Consider the following 16992-nt stretch of genomic DNA (forward strand, 5'->3'; position numbering starts at 1 on the left):
GACAAGGATATGAATATGCGTACTTATGATTTAACTCCTCTTTACCGTAGTGCTATTGGTTTTGATCGTTTAGCCCAGATGGCAGAACATGCTGCCGCGAATAATGGCAACTCAGGTTATCCTCCATATAACATTGAACTCCTTGGCGAAAATCGTTATCGCATTACTATGGCCGTGGCCGGGTTCTCGATGGAAGAGCTTGAGATCAGTAGCGAAGGTGAGAAATTACTGGTTAAAGGCAATAAGGCCGAGAGCCAAACCGAGCGTAAATACCTATACCAAGGTATTGCCGAGCGCGGGTTTGAACGTACCTTCCAACTGGCGGATTATGTGACCGTATTGGGTGCCAGTTTAGAGAATGGTTTATTGAACATTGATTTAGTGCGTGAAATCCCAGAAGCGTTAAAACCACGCAAGATTGAAATCACCACCTCGCGCCTATTAGATGGTCAATCCTAATCCAGAATCGCACGGATAGAGAAGGGGAGCTTAGTGCTCCCCTTATTGTTATCTCACCAATTAAAATCCCATGAGGTCTATGTCAAAGCCTTGCGATGGCAAGCTCACATAGGGTTAATGGGGCTATGCTCTCATTGCTTTCTCGCCGCGGGCCAGACCCACAACGCCCGAGCGCGATACTTCAACGACTTTGGTCACTTCACCCATGGAGTGAATAAAGGCATCGAGTTTCTCGGTCGTGCCCACCAATTGAATGGTGTAGAGATTGGCGGTGACATCGACAATCTGCCCACGGAAGATATCGGCGGTGCGCTTAATTTCTTCCCGTAATTCCCCTTGGGCGCGGACTTTAACCAGTGCCAACTCCCGCTCAATATAAGCCGATTCGGTGACATTCGACACCTTAAGCACATCGACTAACTTGTGCAGCTGTTTCTCGATTTGCTCTAGCACTTTCTCGTCGGCTACTACGGTAATATTGAGGCGCGATAAGGTGTTATCATCGGTTGGTGCCACAGTTAAACTTTCGATGTTGTAGCCGCGCTGGGAAAACAGGCCGACAACACGGGATAGGGCGCCGGATTGGTTTTCGAGTAATACAGATATAATTCGACGCATTAGCATTTCTCCGTTTTGCTTAACCACATTTCATTCATCGCGCCGCCGCGGATAAGCATTGGATACACGTGCTCAGTCTCATCCACCATAATGTCGATAAATACCAGTCTGTCTTTCATGGCAAGGGCTTCGGCCATCTTAGACTCAAGCTCAGCAGGATCGCTAATCGTCATGCCAACATGGCCATAGGCTTCGGCAATTTTGGCAAAGTTGGGGACCGAATCCATATAGGAATGGGAATGGCGACCCGAGTAGATCATATCCTGCCACTGTTTCACCATGCCAAGGAAACGGTTGTTTAAGTTGATAATTTTAACCGGCGTATCGTATTGCAGAGCGGTTGAAAGCTCTTGAATATTCATCTGAATCGAACCATCGCCCGTGACGCACACAACGGTTTCGTCCGGCATTGCCATTTTGACTCCCATAGCAGCGGGTAAGCCAAAGCCCATGGTGCCAAGGCCACCGGAGTTAATCCAATGACGAGGTTTATCAAAGGGATAATAGAGCGCGGCAAACATTTGATGCTGGCCTACATCCGAGGCGACATAGGCCTCACCATTAGTGAGTTTGTAAAGGGTTTCAATTACTTGCTGTGGTTTTATCCGGTTGCTTTCCTTATCGTATGCCAAGCAGTTGCGGTTACGCCACACAGTGATTTCTTGCCACCATTGATTAATTGCCTCGCTATCGTTGCTCTCCTTCGACTCCTCGAGCAGGGCTAGCATGCTGTCTAATACGATATCGGCAGAGCCAACGATGGGGATATCCACTCGTACGGTTTTTGAAATCGATGAAGGGTCGATATCAATATGTAAGATGGTGGCATTAGGGCAGTATTTTTCGATGTTGTTGGTGGTTCTATCATCGAAACGCACACCAATCCCGAAGATAAGATCGCAGTTATGCATGGTCATGTTGGCTTCATAACGACCGTGCATCCCCAGCATTCCTAAGTTGTTTTTATGGGTGCCAGGGAAGGCGCCAAGCCCCATCAAGGTGCTGACAACGGGGATATTTAACTTTTCCGCTAGGGCTAAGATTTGCTTTTCACTGCTTGAGATAATGGCGCCGCCACCCACATAAAGCACAGGTTTTTTCGCGGCGAGTAATGCCTGTAATCCACGGCGAATTTGACCTTTATGGCCCGATGTCGTTGGATTATAGGAGCGCATTTTAATGCTCTCGGGATAAATATAGTCGTGCAGTAATGCTGGATTGAGGCAATCCTTTGGCAAGTCGACAACCACGGGGCCGGGGCGACCCGTGGAGGCAATATAAAAGGCTTTTTTAATGATCTCAGGAATTTGAGTGGGATCTTGTACTAAAAAGCTGTGTTTGACGACTGGGCGTGAAATCCCAATCATGTCGCATTCTTGGAACGCATCGTTACCGATTAAATTGCTCGGTACTTGGCCAGATAACACCACTAATGGAATTGAATCCATATAGGCGGTGGCGATGCCGGTAATAGCATTGGTGGCACCTGGGCCTGAGGTCACGAGTACCACGCCCACTTTACCCGTGGCACGGGCATAACCATCGGCCATATGCACGGCGGCTTGTTCGTGACGAACCAGAATATGTTCAATACCGGGGATAAGGTGCAGGGCGTCGTAGATATCTAACACTGAGCCGCCAGGGTAACCAAATATGTGCTTTACACCTTCATCGATAAGGGATCGCACAATCATGCTGGCGCCGGATAACTTCTCCATGTGAAACTCCTATTGCATAGTACCGTTACGGTAAACAGTATCTTGTTACAGCGACGGTAATCGCTCTAAAAATAAGCCTGAAGGGTAATTCAGACTCCGATTGCTGAGCTTGAAATCATCGATTTCAAGCGCTCATCCCTTTGGATGCAGCAGCTGTTGCAATGAACAGAATTTCATCATATTCAAAAAAGAACACATTTCAAGGCTTTTATGTAAAAAATAACCAACTTGAAACAATTTCATGTTTAGGCGCGATAAACCCTCATGAAACGGGAGTTTTTGTGTGGGGTCATTTTATTTAATTAGTTTAATTAGAATGGGTTAGCTGATTTACAATGAAAAACGGCACCCAAGGTACTATATATTACCTAAGTGCCGTTTATTTAGAGAACGCTTAATCTGTTACAAATCAACTACAAAAGTGAGGCAAACCATAATTGCTTGGTTTAGGTGGCATAAAGATGCCATCACTCCTTCGGCTTAGCTTGATGAGTCGAACGGTTAAATTGACAGAATCCCACCAACAATACCGCCGTCAGCATTAATGCCGAGAAGGGCACTGCGGTGCCATTATAAAACAGCGCGAGTAATGGCCCGGCTAAGGCGCCGCAGCCAAATCGTAAGGTGCCAATTACCGCCGTGGCCGTGCCCGTTTCCTGCTTAAACTTCATCAGAACAATGGCATCGGCGTTGACCGACATGATACCAAGACTGCCCATAAGTGGGATAAGCATCAACACGGTGAAGTGATAACTGAGCCCCAGTAAATTCACCCCCAGTAAACCGACCGCCGCCAGCGCACCGAAGAAGGTCGATACGTGCAGCATTCTTAGCGAGCCATAACGGCCCACAATTCGGGTATTGATAATATTTGCTAGCATCAGCGCGCCCACATTGGTACTAAAGAGTAGGGCAAATAAGGATTTGTCTAAGGAGAAAACCTCCATATAGACAAAGGGCGATGCGGTTAAATAACAGAAAAACGCAAAGGAGGTGAGTACACCGCTGGCAATATTTAATTTAACGCCGGGACGTGAAAACACCGTCGCATAAGCCCCTAAAAAGGATTTTTGACTCCGGCTACTCTGATCTTTATCGCTGGGCATTCTCAACAGAGTAATGACCAACAACAGCAACAACATGGCATAGGCCGATTGGATAAAGAAGATCAAATGCCATTCACCAAGCTCGAGGATAAGGCTGCCGATGCTTGGGGCTAATAATGGCGCTAACATCATGATTAAACTGACATAAGACATGCCTTTAGCCGTGTTTTCACCATAGACTTCTTTGATATACCCAGGGACAACCACAGTGGCCGCTGCGCCGATAAAGGCTTGTAAAAAGCGCAGGCCTAAAAACACTTCAATCTGTTCGGCTAAGCCGAGCAATAGGCTGACTAACATAAAGCCTGAGATGCCCATTATTACCAAAGGGCGACGGCCAATACGGTCGGCAAGGGGGCCAAAACACAGCATGCCGAGGGCATAGCCTCCTAAGTAAACACTCAAGGATTGTTGGACTAGGGTGATATCGGTATGAAAACTCTGGGCAAGTGTTGCCATAGCGGGCAAATACATGTCGATCGCGAGCGGCGTGATCGCGACGATGGCGGCGAGCATAGGGATCAGCAGTGCCAAGTGGGGAATGCTGCTCGGTTTAGTCGGATAGCTTGACGGTTGTGGGTCCACAGTTACCTCGGGTGGCGAAAGAAGGCGATATTATGTGTTATGTCACTCGAAACCAAAATTGTAGGGTAACAATTTTGCCTAATGGCGACTCATTTTGCCTCAATTACCATAGCGTAATTTCGCCATGAAGATTGGAGGAGTATAGGGAAGAAATGAGTGGCCGGCGAAGAGTCTCTCAACCGTCATAGGCACAGTTGATTTAAGTCCTCGGCTTTGTATCGAGTCTAAGGATATTAAGGCATAACATAGTAAAACGCTCAGGCAAATAAGCCAATCTCGATGACGATATCTTTACACTTAAATTGTAACCAAAATGGATTTTATGTCCTTGTATTGCATTGATGTGCTCAGGCACGCCTTAGCGTCATTCATTCGACTGAGATTGTCACTCCAGTGTCATCTGTATGTCATCTAACCGTCTTGAATGCGGATTAGTTTAATGGGCTTTAGCTTAACCCTACGACTAATAACAACACATTCAGGAATGATGCAATGAACACAAAACGACTGCCGCTGGCCGGTGCGATACTGGCAAGTTTACTCCTTGGTGCCTGTAATGGTGATGACGGTACCAATGGTGAGCAGGGGGAGAACGGCTTAAATTCATTAGTTAACGTGACTGCACTCGCTATAGGTGATGCAAACTGTCCCGCTGGTGGTCAACGCATCGATACAGGGCTCGATACAAATCGTAATGGCCAGTTGGAAGAGACTGAAATCGATGCGGCGCAAACCCAATTTATTTGCCAACCCCAATCTGCGGGAGTGTCGGCGGAGCTGATCGGCCGTCATCAAACAGGCACTTATGGCCTGAGCGCTGCTGAAATTGTTGAATACCACAGTGCTTCTCAGCGAATTTTTGTTGTTAATGCGAAAAGCGGTAAGGTCGACATTATCGACGCTAACTTGCTCAGCAACGCTGCTAAGGCAACTGCGCCATTAGCCTTGAATAATCTTGATAAGCTAGCTGAGCTGGATGTCGCCAAGGATGTGGGCTTGAGTTTTATGGGCAGCGTTAACAGTGTCAGTATTTCTGGTAACTTGTTAGCGGCGGCCATTGAGCGCGGCGATGCAGCCGGCAATAAGACTCAAGCCAATGGCTATGTGGCTTTCTACCAACTCAATGGCAATGAGACACCGCAGTATCTTAGCGCGGTTGAAGTCGGTGCATTACCGGATAACGTCGTCTTTAGTCATGATGGCAAAACGGTACTCGTTGCGAATGAAGGTGAACCAAATCAAGATTATAGTATCGACCCTGAAGGCAGTGTGGCCATTATCGCCATTACGGATGGTAAACCCGCAGCAACGGCGACGCGAGTGACATTCACCGAGTTTAATCAGGGCAATGCTCGCTACAATGAAATCACTAAGGACATTAAAATTAATGGCCCTATGGCCACTGTCGCGCAGGACTTAGAGCCTGAGTATATCAGTGTCAGCCCCGATAACAGCCGTGCCTTTGTGAGCTTGCAGGAGAACAATGCCATCGCAGTGATTGATATCGCCAATGCCAAAGTAGCAAAGATTTTACCCTTAGGACTGAAGGATTATGGTCTTGATGTGAATAAAATTGATGCAAGTGACAAGGACGATATGGTTAACCTTCAGGCCTATGCGGGCGTGTATGGCATGTATCAACCCGATACCGTAGCGAGTTACCGTTGGAATAATACTGACTTTATTGTCACCGCTAACGAAGGGGATTCCCGCGATTATGCTGGGTTTTCGGAGGAAGCCCGCGCCGGTGACTTAACCTTAGATCCTAATCATCCACAATTTGCCGCCGCAAAAGATAAGACCCAATTAGCCCGTTTGAAAGTGACTAAGAGTATGGGTGATGACGATAACGACGGCGATTACGACAAAATCGTGAGCTTCGGCGCGCGTTCTTTCTCAATCTGGACAGCCGATGGTCAACAGGTGTTTGACAGTGGCAGCGATTTTGAGCGGATCACCGCAGCCTTGTTAGGCAATAACTTCAACAATAACAATGAAGAAAACAAAGGCGATAGTCGTAGTGACGATAAAGGCCCTGAGCCAGAAGCCTTAGCTTTAGGCAAAATTGGTCAAAAACTCTATGCCTTTATCGGGCTTGAACGTACCTCTGGCTTTATGATTTACGACGTGACGAATCCCTTCGACGTGCATTTTGTGGATTATGTGGTAAACCGTGATTTTGAGGCAGATTTCAGCATAGATACGGACACAGGCGAAGTGAAAGGCGATGCCAGTTTAGCGGGAGATTTAGGGCCAGAAGGCATGAAGTTTGTGAGTGCAGAGAAGAGCCCTAATGGTCAGCCTCTGTTGATCATTGGTAATGAAGTCAGTGGTACAACCAGCGTGTACCAAATCAAGGTGCAATAGCCATAGCTTGTGTTCAAGCTGCCATAACGTTAAATTCCAACGCAAGAAATGCTTGTGATCAAGCTAGAAACGCCAGAGCATCACTCTGGCGTTTCTTTTTGGCCGCTTTCTAACGCGAAAATGAACTGCTATACGACCGAATAGGCGTGTTGCTTGAGTGCGTTAAAGGTGGATTCGATGCAGTCGAGCGCAAGCTGGAATTGGGTATCGTTTTCGGCGCCACCTAAACTTAATCGGATAAAGTTGTCATGGCAGTTAAAGTCATCCCCATTACGGATCAGCACGCCTTTTGCCGCTAAGGCGGTCACCAGATGATGGGCTTTAATGTCTTCGGGTAACTGGATCCAGCCATTTAAACCCCGCCAGCGTTGAGTTAACCCCAGCTTGTCACCTAATGCTATGCATTGCTGCTGACGCTCGCGAATAATCGCATCGCGATTGGCCGTGATGTGCCCGCGCTTGATAAGCTGACAGGCGAGCTCCACATTGAGCGGCGAAACCATCCAACATTGGCTATGAATGGCGAGGCGCAATGGCGCGATAAGCGGCTCGGGCACTAAAATAAAACCTTGCCTTAAGCCCCCTGAAAACAGCTTAGACAGGCTTGAAATGTAAATGACCCTCGGCACATTCAGCGTCTGAGCTAACTGCCAAAGCGGAGGATGCCATTCCTCGGGGAGACAATAATTCACATCATCTTCAATGATATAAAACTGGTACTGCTCCGCGAGTGCCAACAGTTTTTCTCTCTGTTGCTCACTGTATTGAATACAGGTGGGGTTTTGATTGTTGAGGGTTAAGTACACCAGTTTAGGTTGATGGATTTGTACTAAGGCCTCGAATCTTGCCAGATCGACCCCGTCAGAGGTTAACGGTACGCCAATACTATTGATACCCAATTGTTTAGCGCAAATACGCACTCCGGGATAGCTGTACTGCTCGTGCAGGAGTACCTCGCCCTTGGCCAGGAAAGCATTAAGGCAGGCAAAAATGGCCTGTTGCCCACCATGGGTAAAGATCAATTGCTCTGGGTGTTGCTCAATGCCGCGTTGCGCAAGCCAGTGGTGAAATATCTGTTGATGCTGATCTAAGGGGCTGGCGCGATAGCCAAGGAGTTGACTCAGTTTAGCCGGATCCTTAGCCAGTTGGCTTAGGCAATCACTCAGCGTACTTATTTGATCCGTCAGCGGTTGCTGACAAGTCGCCATATTGAGCTGCAAATGATTAAGCTCTGGCACGGGAGAGGCGTTGACATAAGTACCATCACCGATACGCGCTTCGACATAACCGCGTTGCTCCGCTAGAGCATAGGCCCGAGTGACAGTGCCTATGGTCACCCCTAGTGCATCGGCTAAACGCCGCTGTGGCGGAAGTTTCGTGCCATGGGGAAGGGCCTTGCACAAAATGCCTTGCTCGATCGCACTGACCAGACGTTGATATTTAGGACCTGTAAATGCCTCTAGATCTGGCGTCCAAATTGTACCCATGACAATAAATCCATTGATCTCCATAAAGCTATCTATATTATTAATTGTCTCGTTTATTGTCAAATATTGTATGCGTACAATTTAAGGTGTTCATGGATATTCAACTTGTCAATGATCCACAACTCTGGGCATTAATGGCCTCAGCAGCACTCTTTTGTGCAACCATGACCATGACTCCCGGGCCGAATAATATTTTACTCGCCAGCTCAGGTGCCCATTTCGGGGTGATGCGCACTATTCCACATATCGCGGGGATCCGCTTAGGCTCGACTTCTTTGCATCTGTCGGTATTACTCGGCCTTGGTGCTTTGTTTGAGACGTTTCCGATGTTGCACCAAGCGTTGAAATACGCGGCATTGCTGTATTTACTGCATCTTGCCTATCGATTAGTGACCTCTCCCGTAAAGGCGGCGCAATTGGATGAAGGGCGTAAGCCGATGAGTTTGATGGAGGCGGCGCTGTTTCAGTGGATTAATCCCAAATCCTGGATGTCGACCATTACCCTTTGCAGCGCGTTTACCTTAGGGGGCGATGGTTTTTGGCTCAGTGCGGTATTGGGCGTGCTGGTATTTAATCTGGTGGGATTTCCCGCATCCTTTACTTGGGTGTTTGTCGGCGCGGCTATCAGTAAAAAGCTCAATACGGATAAACGTCGACGCCATTTTAACTGGTTTATGGGCAGTTTATTGTTGGTGTCCTTACCTATGATCCTGCGATAAAGTGACCTAATTGCGCTAAAACCTTAAATATTCTGGGATACTGACTCGCGTAAGGATTGGCTTTATGCCATAACCAACATAATATTGGTGGCTTTTTTAGGTAACGGCCTTTTGGGGATCCCAATGAGGCTTAGTTATACTTAGCCACCGCAAGTTAGTTCTTAACTTGGGAGTGAGTATATGGAGGTTACTGCGTGAAGTTTCCCAGTTTAGTATCGTTAATGCCCGGTTTGGCGCAGATGCTGCAGTATGAGAAGCAATGGCTCAAGGATGATGTGAGGGCGGGATTATCGGTGGCGGCGGTCGCTTTACCTGTTGCTATTGCTTACGCCCAATTAACCGGCGTCAATGCCGCTGTCGGTTTATACTCCTGTGTGCTGCCCATGTTGGTGTATGCACTGTTTGGCACTTCTAGACAATTAATTGTTGGCCCCGATGCCGCCACCTGCGCCGTGATTGCCGCCGTGGTGACGCCGCTTGCCGCTGGCGACAGCATGAAACACTGGCAACTGGTGATGACCATGACGGCGATGACAGGCTTTTGGTGTTTAATCGCCAGCCGTTTTCGCCTTGGCGTATTAGCGGACTTTCTCTCCAAACCTATTCTGATGGGGCTGCTCAATGGTGTGGCGATCACCATTATTGTCGGTCAATTCTCGAAAATTTTTGGTTTCACCTTCGATGAGCGTTACTTGATTGAACGCTTATCTGGCGCACCTTCTTATTTAACCAAAACCCACTGGCCCACCTTGCTGATGGGAGTAGTGACCTTAGCGACTTATGCCTTAGTGAAACGTTATCGTCCCCAATGGCCTGCTTCAATGTGTGCGATGGCGATGGCGGCATTTTTAGTCTGGGCCTTTAACTTAACCAGCTTAGATATCAATGTGGTGGGTGAGGTGAGCGCGGGCTTGCCATCATTCCAAGCACCAGCGTTCGATATCGGTATTGCCCGTGAACTGGTGGTGCCCGCACTCAACTTAGCCATGGTGAGCTTTGTGAGCATGATGCTGACGGCGCGCAGTTTTGCGGCGAAAAATGGCTACGATATCGATGCGGATAAAGAGTTTCGCGCCCTCGGGATTGCGAACATCGCTTCAGCCTTATCCCAAGGTTTTGCGGTCAGCGGTGCCGATTCGCGCACTGCGGTGAACGATGCAAACGGCGGCAAGAGCCAGTTGGTGTCCATCATTGCGGCGGTATTAATTGCATTAGTCGCACTGTTTTTTACCGCACCACTGAAATATATCCCCAGTTCTGCGCTCGGCGTGGTGCTTGTGATTGCTTCGATTTCATTGATTGATTTAAAGGCGCTGTGGAACCTGCGCGTAAGAGACCGCTCCGCCTTTTTACTCGCCTGCACGACCTTGTTTTCGGTGCTGTTTATTGGGGTTATTCCTGGCATTACCTTGGCGGTATTACTGGGTCTATTCCAGTTTTTAGCCACAGTGATGCGTCCAACCGACCAAGTACTCGGGCTTGACCAAAAAGGGGTTATTCGCAGTGTGGATGATTCGGGTAAGGCCAAATCTGTGCCCGGCGTGTTTATTTATCGTTTCAACTCGCCGTTAACCTACTTTAATGCCACTTACTTTAAACGTCGGTTACTGGAGAAGTTTATCCGTGAACCAGAGCCCGTTGATTGCATCATCATCGATGCCGTCCCGTGTTTTACTCACTTAGATTTGAGTGTGATGGCCATGCTTGCGGATTTACACCAATTATTGAAGAAGCGCGGCATACGGTTAGTGTTAGCAGGGCGCAAACGGCAGATGCTCGGCTGGTTTGAACAGGCGGGAATGCAGTCCGGCGAGGGTGGCATTTTGATCCGACCCGATTTATATCTGGCGCTGAAAATGAACCAAAGCTACAAACAAGCGTTAGCCGAAGGGCAGGCGCCGGTGATCAAAAAAGCGCCTGAGGATGATGTGTTATTGCATAGTCATTTGTAGTGAATCATGTGTAATGGCTGGTGTTGATCACACGGTTATATTCTGAAGATAACGAAAAAGCGCGGCATAGTCCGCGCTTTTTTATCTCAACTTAACATTGGCACCTTAACGCTAAGCGTGATAAGGATAATGCTTAGTCTTTTTGCAATTTATCGAGGGGAATAAAACCGTGGTAGGCGTAGTAGCCGACGGGGCCTAACAATAAGCTGAGTAAACACCAGAACCATTTCGCATTGGTGCTGAGCTTGGCTTGACTCTTAAAGACTCTACGCGCAAACAGGCAATGGAGTAGAAACAAGCCTAAGAGCATTGCAATGATGTTAATATCCGTATTTTCCAAGTAGCTGATCCCTGTCATTCATCCTGATGATTTAGCCTAAAATGTTAAAAACGATTAAGTTAGTTTACCTAAGCGCTACGTGCTTTACGCGAACATTTTACCGATTGCTATTGGGTATATAAAAAATAAACGTTAATTCTTATTCACTTATAGACGTTCCTAACAAGTAAACTGGCGGATTGTCAGCTTGCCAGATCACATATTTTTCCATTGCTTGCAGAAATATTTCACTGCTGGTGAGCATCGTTAACCAGTTCATCAGGCATGGAAACTCCACACTCAGATCCCGTTTAGTATCCACCGCCGTAAATTGGCGAATAAAAGGCACAATCGCAAAATCTGCAAGGCTTAACGCTGGGCCGATAAGATAGGGATGTTGCTCAAGCTGTGCTTCGAGTCGCTCAAGAAAAGTGCTGGCCTTGGCGAAATAATCCGCCTGAGTGAATTCAGGATAACGGTCAGCATATTTGTACTTATCCAGCCAAGGTTTAAATTCAACATCATTCTGTGCAATAAGCTCAGCAATTAAGCTTTGCGCTGACGCCGTCTGTCCGAGTAATTGCCGCGCCGCTGGCGAGTCAGTCTTGGTCAATGCCCAGCGCATAATCTCCAAGCTCTCGGCAATCACCTCACCAGTGGGGAGTTGCAATACTGGCACTGTTCCCTTGGGAGATATGGCTAACATCGGTGCAGGTTTGGCTTTAAGGGTGATTTCCCGAACCTCGACCTGGCATTGGCCGAGCAATAGGCCAAGTCGAGCGCGCATGGCATAAGGACAACGGCGAAAACTGTAGAGTATGGGTAAAGGCATAGTCTTGTTCCTTAAAACAATCATAAAAGCGATTTCGCCACAGCAGGGGAAAAGTCGGCAATAGTAGTGACTTTAAAACAGAAATACTGCGTTTATTACTGATTTTTCCACCATTTGCCTTGTAAATAAACAATGACCTTGGTTTTTGTCAGTGTTTATCTGACTGTGACTCAGGTAGAATTTCGGCCGATTTTTGCGACCCAGCCTAGGCTTAGGCTGGCTATTAGTTAATGCACTGGAAATTAAGTTCCAGCCAGCAGTTGAGGGTGTTATGTCTAACGTTGTTGTTTGTGCTTTATATAAGTTTGTTTCATTACCGCATTTTGAGTCGCTGCGTGAGCCACTCCTGTCCATGATGGAACAGGCCGAGATTAAAGGCACATTACTGCTGGCAAATGAAGGGATTAATGGCACTGTAGCCGGCTCTCAAGCCGCTATCGATGCACTGCTGGCTTGGCTGAATAACCAAAATGGCCTTGAAAATATCGTTTACAAGTTATCCTTTGACGATGAAATGCCTTTCTACCGCACTAAAGTTAAGCTGAAAAAAGAAATCGTTACCATGGGCGTTGAAGGTATCGATCCGCTTAAAGTGGTCGGCACCTATGTTAAACCGCAGGACTGGAACGCGCTGATTTCCGATCCAGAAGTCATCCTAGTCGATACTCGTAACGACTACGAAGTGCAAATTGGAACCTTTAAAAATGCCATTAATCCTGTGACTGAAACCTTCAGAGAATTCCCTGAGTATGTGAAGCAGAATCTCGATCCTGCCAAGCATAAGAAAGTCGCGATGTTCTGTACTGGCGGTATTCGCTGCGAAAAATCGACTGCTTATTTAAAAGAGCAAGGCTTTGAAGAGGTCTATCACCTCGAAGGCGGTATCCTTAAATACCTCGAAGAAGTGAAACAAGAAGAAAGCCTGTGGGAAGGCGAATGTTTCGTCTTCGATAACCGCGTGGCCGTTGACCATGACTTGAAGAAAGGCCAATACGATCAATGTAATGCTTGTCGTATGCCGATCACTGAAGCCGAAAAATTAAGTCCAGCCTATGTGCAAGGCGTTAGCTGCCCACATTGTATCGATAAAATTTCAGACGAGCAGCGTAAGCGTTTTGTTGAACGTGAGCGCCAAGTAAACTTAGCGAAATCACGTAACGAAGCACACATTGGTAGCGATGTGAATCAAGTGATTGAAGCCCGCCGTCAAAAGAAAGAAGCACTGCGCCAGCAATCGGCTGAAAAGAACAAAGCTAAACAATAAAGTGCTAGCTGAGCTCTTGAGCGCGTGCGTGCTCAACGAATGACCATTATGGCCCGACATGTTCGGGCCATTTTTTTACTAAATGTCTCAGTAACAGTGTTAGCATTTTTAACCCTATGATAAATTTGCCTTAATAAAATCGTGTCTCGGCAAAGAACCGCAATGCCAGACATCTTGCAGCAGGGACAGGGCATGAGTATTTGGAAAGAGTTATACGACATTTTTGATAAAGAGCGCAGCCGCTGGCAGCAATCGTCGGCGGGCAAGCAGGCCATCAGCTTCGAGTTAAAGGCTAATTTGGGTTTCCTCGCCGATGCGTTGAGCAGTGGTTTGCCACAACAGTCGATCATTCAGGGGCTTGAGTGCACACTCTTTGAGGCCAAAATCAAAGAGGGCCTAGCGTTGACTAGCCTGAATCGCCGTAAAGTGGCACTGAAATTTATCGGTGAATTTGCCGAGTTTGCTAAGTATGTGGGCAAAGAGAATGCCGAGCTGGTGGAAAATGCCTACTCAAAAATCAAATCGTTACAGAAACTCGCGTCGGCAAAACCCGATAACAATTACGATCTTAAAATTAAATCACTGTTTCGGTTTCTGGTGTTTATTGTGGCGCACCTTGAGGATCGACCGCTGACTCGCCAATCTGCCAAAGGCTAATGCTTTCACGCAGGATTGAGCAGAGTGTCTAGCAATACAAAAACGATTGCCAATCCAAAGAGCTGTAAGCAGTAGCGTTTCAAGGATGAATATGAATAATACTAAGTGGCGAGAATGTTTGAGTATCTTGGCGGCGCATCGGGTTTATCTGCAACTACGCCTCGTGGGTGATGTTGATTTCCCTATGGATTATGAAGCCGCCCATCGAGTGATTAGCCAAATTGATACTCGAGATTTTGTGTTTGTCCGTAAGACTATCTCCTATAAAGATATTGCGGCGCTGCGGATTGTGAAGAATGTATCTCCCGCCGCCGAGACGCAAAGTTCAAACCAAGCAAGCGGGTCTTTATTTACTGTCGAACTTGCAGAACTAAGACGTAAGCTGATGCAACTGGGGCAATTGCCGCTGACAGAGGATGACGAGTCTATCCTGATCACGGCTTATTAATGCCGAAAATCGACGCTGACTAAAACAGGTGAGTTAACAGCGATGTCAATTCGTGAGGAGTTGTGCGTGGAGAGCTGTGGGTTATCTGGGAGAGCGACTGGCAGGCAAGGGGCACTGCCAGTATCGTACCTAAGCGGGCGGTAAAGCGGCTAACAGTTAAAGCTGAACGGTAAAAATCGCGTCTTTACCTGCGGTGACGCTACCTTGGGCCTTATCTAAGTATTTCACATCTTCCATATTAGCCAGCACAACGGGAGTGAGTAGGCTATCTACTTGATCTTTTAGGTAATCAATATCGAAAGACAGAATAGGATCGCCCACTTTGACCTCTTGGCCTTCCTCCGCCAAACGGCTAAAACCTCGGCCCCTTAGCTCAACGGTTCCTACGCCAAAGTGCACGAAAAGCTCTAATCCCTGTGGTGATTCGATACTAAAAGCATGATTAGTCTCAAAAATCTTACCTATGGTGCCATCGATTGGCGCGACAATCGTGTCTCCCTTTGGTGCAATGGCGATACCATCACCGACAATTTTCTCTGCAAACACCACATCGGGAACCTTTTCAATGGCCACAATTTCCCCGTTCACAGGGGCGTAAACCATAATGCCGCCAGCCAGTTGTGGTTGTCCTGATACCAATCGCCTTATTCGGCTTAAAAATCCCATTATCCTGTGCCCCTTCGCTTGTTTTTGTTGTTATCTTTTTAGTCTGTAAAGCAGCATAACCAATAAAATGTATTATTTATAGTTTGTTATACACTGCTGTAGTTCTGAAATTCTATTCTGTTGCATGGCGGTGTGCGCTAACGCAGAAAATTCCGCCAATTGCCCTTGGCAAACGGCGGCTTTCACCTCCAATAACGCACTTAAGTTCACGCTGAGTTCATCGAGCCCCATGCCGATAAGGAGGGGGACCATCTGTGGCGAGCTGGCAAGTTCGCCACAGAGTGACACTTTGACCCCGGCGGCTTTGGATTGCTCGACGGTCATCTTGATGAGCCCTAAAATTGCCGGTGACAGGGAAGGATAATCCCGTGTCAATTGCGGATTCGTGCGATCCGCCGCCATGGCATATTGGGTTAAGTCATTGGTGCCTATGCTCACAAAATCTAACCGTGGCAGCATGGAGGCAAGATTCATCACGGCGGCGGGCGTTTCGACCACTATGCCATAACTGAGTTCACCGAAGCCTTTTTCTTCCTCTTCGAGGGCATCTTGGCATTCGGCGATGAGGGCAAAAATCTGATCGAGTTCTTCGACCTGATTCACCATGGGAAACATGAGTCGAATGGGACCATGGTTGGCCGCCCGTAAAATCGCCCTAAGCTGGGTCTTAAACAGCTCTGGATGCGCCAAGGTGTATCTAACCCCGCGTAGGCCCAGGGCGGGATTGTCCTCAACCTCCTGGCAGAGGCAGGGCAGCTCTTTATCGGCACCAATATCTAAGGTTCTGATCGTAAAGGTCTTACCGCCTAAAGCATGCAAGGCTTCGCAGTAAAGATTGTATTGAGCCTTTTCATCCGGCAGTGTGCTGGTGTGCATCAGCATAAACTCGGTGCGAAACAGGCCAATGCCATCGGCACCCACATCGCCAACATGGGTGATATCGTTCAAGTTGCCGACGTTGGCCATCAGACCCACGAGGTGACCATCTTGGGTCTTGGCGGGAACATCACGGTATGCTTGCAGGGCAGCGCGTCTGGCTTGCTCATGGTGCAATGTAACGGTTAAGCGTGCCTGCTGCTCGGGCGCAGGATTAACAAAAAGCTCGCCACTTAGGGCATCGAGCACCAATGGCGTGCCATTGGGAATAAACTCGGCATCGAACTGGCAGCTCAGAATGGCGGGGATCCCTGCCGCGCGGGCCAAAATCGCCGTATGACTGGTTAAACCGCCGGTTTTAAGCACTATGCCGCTGATCTGCTCTTTGGGTAGCAACGCAAATTCGGCGGGAGTGAGGTCTTGCGCTAAAAGGATCGTCGGCTCCGTTAGCTGCGCTAAGCCTTGATCTAAGCGGCCGTTGATGGCAGTAACTAATCGCTGGCCAAGACATCGCACATCTTGGGCACGATTAGCAAGATATGGATCCTCTAAGGATTCAAGCTCGTTGGCCTGGTGGGCGAAGACCCGCTCAACCGCGACACTAGCAGATAACTGCAGGGTGCGGATTGCTTCCTTCACTTGGTCGATAAGCTCTTCGTCCTCTAGCAGTAACAAATCGGCTTCAATTAACTGATAGTTTTCGCTTTGTGGGTCGAGCTTTGTTTGGCTGTGGCTGAGTTGCTGCTGCAGCGCCTGTAGGGCTTTGGCAAATTTACTCTGTTGCTGCGGGATCCGAGATAGGGGAACGGGACGATAATCGAGGTGGTGTTCGGCGTGGGTAAGGTGGAGTGCCTGTCCGAAGGCAATCCCCGATGACACTATGATCCCCGTAATCGACATATTCGTTCCTATTAAGCTG

The 16992-nt window shown here is 47.9% G+C and carries 15 protein-coding genes; 7 read left to right on the forward strand and 8 right to left on the reverse strand.

What is annotated here, in order from left to right; all coding sequences use genetic code 11:
* Window positions 1-15: 15 nt before the first annotated feature.
* On the forward strand, window positions 16-459 hold the full coding sequence (locus tag ACUZ8J_RS09630; RefSeq protein WP_011622519.1) for an Hsp20 family protein: 444 nt from the start codon (window positions 16-18) through the stop codon (window positions 457-459).
* A gap of 123 nt (window positions 460-582) precedes the next feature.
* Here the strand turns inward: ACUZ8J_RS09630 and ilvN are convergent, their stop codons facing one another.
* From ilvN to ACUZ8J_RS09645, 3 genes are all read right to left on the reverse strand, one after another.
* The gene (gene ilvN, locus ACUZ8J_RS09635; protein WP_011622520.1) at window positions 583-1077 is read right to left on the reverse strand and encodes an acetolactate synthase small subunit; all 495 of its coding nucleotides are present in this window, start codon (window positions 1075-1077) and stop codon (window positions 583-585) included.
* Window positions 1077-2795 carry an acetolactate synthase 3 large subunit gene (locus ACUZ8J_RS09640; protein WP_446693691.1) on the reverse strand — a complete coding sequence of 573 codons (1719 nt, stop codon included), beginning with the start codon at window positions 2793-2795 and terminating at the stop codon, window positions 1077-1079. Before ACUZ8J_RS09640 ends, ilvN begins: the two co-directional genes overlap by 1 nt.
* Window positions 2796-3262: 467 nt before the next feature.
* Window positions 3263-4486 (reverse strand): multidrug effflux MFS transporter, encoded by a 1224-nt coding sequence (locus ACUZ8J_RS09645; protein WP_446693692.1) that lies wholly within the window; start codon window positions 4484-4486, stop codon window positions 3263-3265.
* 492 nt (window positions 4487-4978) lie between these two features.
* On the opposite strand from ACUZ8J_RS09645, the gene ACUZ8J_RS09650 reads away from it, so the two are divergent.
* Window positions 4979-6853, forward strand: a complete 1875-nt coding sequence (locus ACUZ8J_RS09650) for a choice-of-anchor I family protein (RefSeq protein WP_446693693.1) — start codon at window positions 4979-4981, stop codon at window positions 6851-6853.
* A gap of 128 nt (window positions 6854-6981) precedes the next feature.
* Here the strand turns inward: ACUZ8J_RS09650 and ACUZ8J_RS09655 are convergent, their stop codons facing one another.
* On the reverse strand, window positions 6982-8340 hold the full coding sequence (locus ACUZ8J_RS09655; protein ID WP_446693694.1) for an aminotransferase-like domain-containing protein: 1359 nt from the start codon (window positions 8338-8340) through the stop codon (window positions 6982-6984).
* Window positions 8341-8432: 92 nt separating this feature from the next.
* Here ACUZ8J_RS09655 and ACUZ8J_RS09660 point away from each other — a divergent pair, with 92 nt between their 5' ends.
* The gene (locus ACUZ8J_RS09660; RefSeq protein WP_446693695.1) at window positions 8433-9059 is read left to right on the forward strand and encodes a LysE family translocator; all 627 of its coding nucleotides are present in this window, start codon (window positions 8433-8435) and stop codon (window positions 9057-9059) included.
* Between the two features lie 194 nt (window positions 9060-9253).
* Window positions 9254-11011 carry a SulP family inorganic anion transporter gene (locus tag ACUZ8J_RS09665; protein WP_446693696.1) on the forward strand — a complete coding sequence of 586 codons (1758 nt, stop codon included), beginning with the start codon at window positions 9254-9256 and terminating at the stop codon, window positions 11009-11011.
* 133 nt (window positions 11012-11144) lie between these two features.
* Here ACUZ8J_RS09665 and ACUZ8J_RS09670 read toward each other — a convergent pair whose 3' ends face one another.
* Both ACUZ8J_RS09670 and ACUZ8J_RS09675 read right to left on the reverse strand, forming a co-directional pair.
* Complete coding sequence (locus tag ACUZ8J_RS09670) at window positions 11145-11369, reverse strand: hypothetical protein (RefSeq protein WP_086903277.1); 225 nt, start codon at window positions 11367-11369, stop codon at window positions 11145-11147.
* 121 nt (window positions 11370-11490) lie between these two features.
* Entirely contained in the window at window positions 11491-12162 is a 672-nt protein-coding gene (locus ACUZ8J_RS09675) for a glutathione S-transferase (protein WP_446693697.1), read from the reverse strand.
* 271 nt (window positions 12163-12433) lie between these two features.
* Between ACUZ8J_RS09675 and trhO the strand changes: the two genes are divergently transcribed.
* The 3 genes from trhO to ACUZ8J_RS09690 all read left to right on the forward strand — a co-directional run bounded on the left by trhO (window position 12434) and on the right by ACUZ8J_RS09690 (window position 14531).
* Window positions 12434-13426, forward strand: coding sequence for an oxygen-dependent tRNA uridine(34) hydroxylase TrhO (trhO, locus tag ACUZ8J_RS09680; RefSeq protein WP_088211707.1), 993 nt, complete (start codon window positions 12434-12436; stop codon window positions 13424-13426).
* Window positions 13427-13618: 192 nt separating this feature from the next.
* Window positions 13619-14083, forward strand: coding sequence for a hypothetical protein (locus ACUZ8J_RS09685; RefSeq protein WP_446694927.1), 465 nt, complete (start codon window positions 13619-13621; stop codon window positions 14081-14083).
* 91 nt (window positions 14084-14174) lie between these two features.
* A complete protein-coding gene (locus tag ACUZ8J_RS09690; RefSeq protein ID WP_374919190.1) occupies window positions 14175-14531 on the forward strand; it encodes a hypothetical protein in 357 nt (118 codons plus the stop codon).
* A 156-nt stretch (window positions 14532-14687) separates the two neighbouring features.
* Here ACUZ8J_RS09690 and crr read toward each other — a convergent pair whose 3' ends face one another.
* Together crr and ptsP are read right to left on the reverse strand one after the other, a co-directional pair.
* Window positions 14688-15197, reverse strand: a complete 510-nt coding sequence (gene crr / locus ACUZ8J_RS09695) for a PTS glucose transporter subunit IIA (protein WP_011622534.1) — start codon at window positions 15195-15197, stop codon at window positions 14688-14690.
* A 72-nt stretch (window positions 15198-15269) separates the two neighbouring features.
* Window positions 15270-16973, reverse strand: coding sequence for a phosphoenolpyruvate--protein phosphotransferase (gene ptsP / locus ACUZ8J_RS09700; protein WP_446693698.1), 1704 nt, complete (start codon window positions 16971-16973; stop codon window positions 15270-15272).
* Between the last annotated feature and the right edge of the window lie 19 nt (window positions 16974-16992).

Source organism: Shewanella sp. Koi 1 (assembly GCF_052907445.1).

Excerpts from the sequence above, each read along its gene's own strand:
- ACUZ8J_RS09630 (WP_011622519.1), top strand. The coding sequence starts at position 16 with ATGCGTACTTATGATTTAACTCCTCTTTACCGTAGTGCTATTGGTTTT.
- ilvN (WP_011622520.1), bottom strand. The coding sequence starts at position 1,077 with ATGCGTCGAATTATATCTGTATTACTCGAAAACCAATCCGGCGCCCTA.
- ACUZ8J_RS09640 (WP_446693691.1), bottom strand. The coding sequence starts at position 2,795 with ATGGAGAAGTTATCCGGCGCCAGCATGATTGTGCGATCCCTTATCGAT.
- ACUZ8J_RS09650 (WP_446693693.1), top strand. The coding sequence starts at position 4,979 with ATGAACACAAAACGACTGCCGCTGGCCGGTGCGATACTGGCAAGTTTA.
- ACUZ8J_RS09655 (WP_446693694.1), bottom strand. The coding sequence starts at position 8,340 with ATGGGTACAATTTGGACGCCAGATCTAGAGGCATTTACAGGTCCTAAA.
- ACUZ8J_RS09660 (WP_446693695.1), top strand. The coding sequence starts at position 8,433 with ATGGATATTCAACTTGTCAATGATCCACAACTCTGGGCATTAATGGCC.
- ACUZ8J_RS09670 (WP_086903277.1), bottom strand. The coding sequence starts at position 11,369 with ATGACAGGGATCAGCTACTTGGAAAATACGGATATTAACATCATTGCA.
- ACUZ8J_RS09675 (WP_446693697.1), bottom strand. The coding sequence starts at position 12,162 with ATGCCTTTACCCATACTCTACAGTTTTCGCCGTTGTCCTTATGCCATG.
- trhO (WP_088211707.1), top strand. The coding sequence starts at position 12,434 with ATGTCTAACGTTGTTGTTTGTGCTTTATATAAGTTTGTTTCATTACCG.
- ACUZ8J_RS09685 (WP_446694927.1), top strand. The coding sequence starts at position 13,619 with ATGAGTATTTGGAAAGAGTTATACGACATTTTTGATAAAGAGCGCAGC.
- ACUZ8J_RS09690 (WP_374919190.1), top strand. The coding sequence starts at position 14,175 with ATGAATAATACTAAGTGGCGAGAATGTTTGAGTATCTTGGCGGCGCAT.
- crr (WP_011622534.1), bottom strand. The coding sequence starts at position 15,197 with ATGGGATTTTTAAGCCGAATAAGGCGATTGGTATCAGGACAACCACAA.
- ptsP (WP_446693698.1), bottom strand. The coding sequence starts at position 16,973 with ATGTCGATTACGGGGATCATAGTGTCATCGGGGATTGCCTTCGGACAG.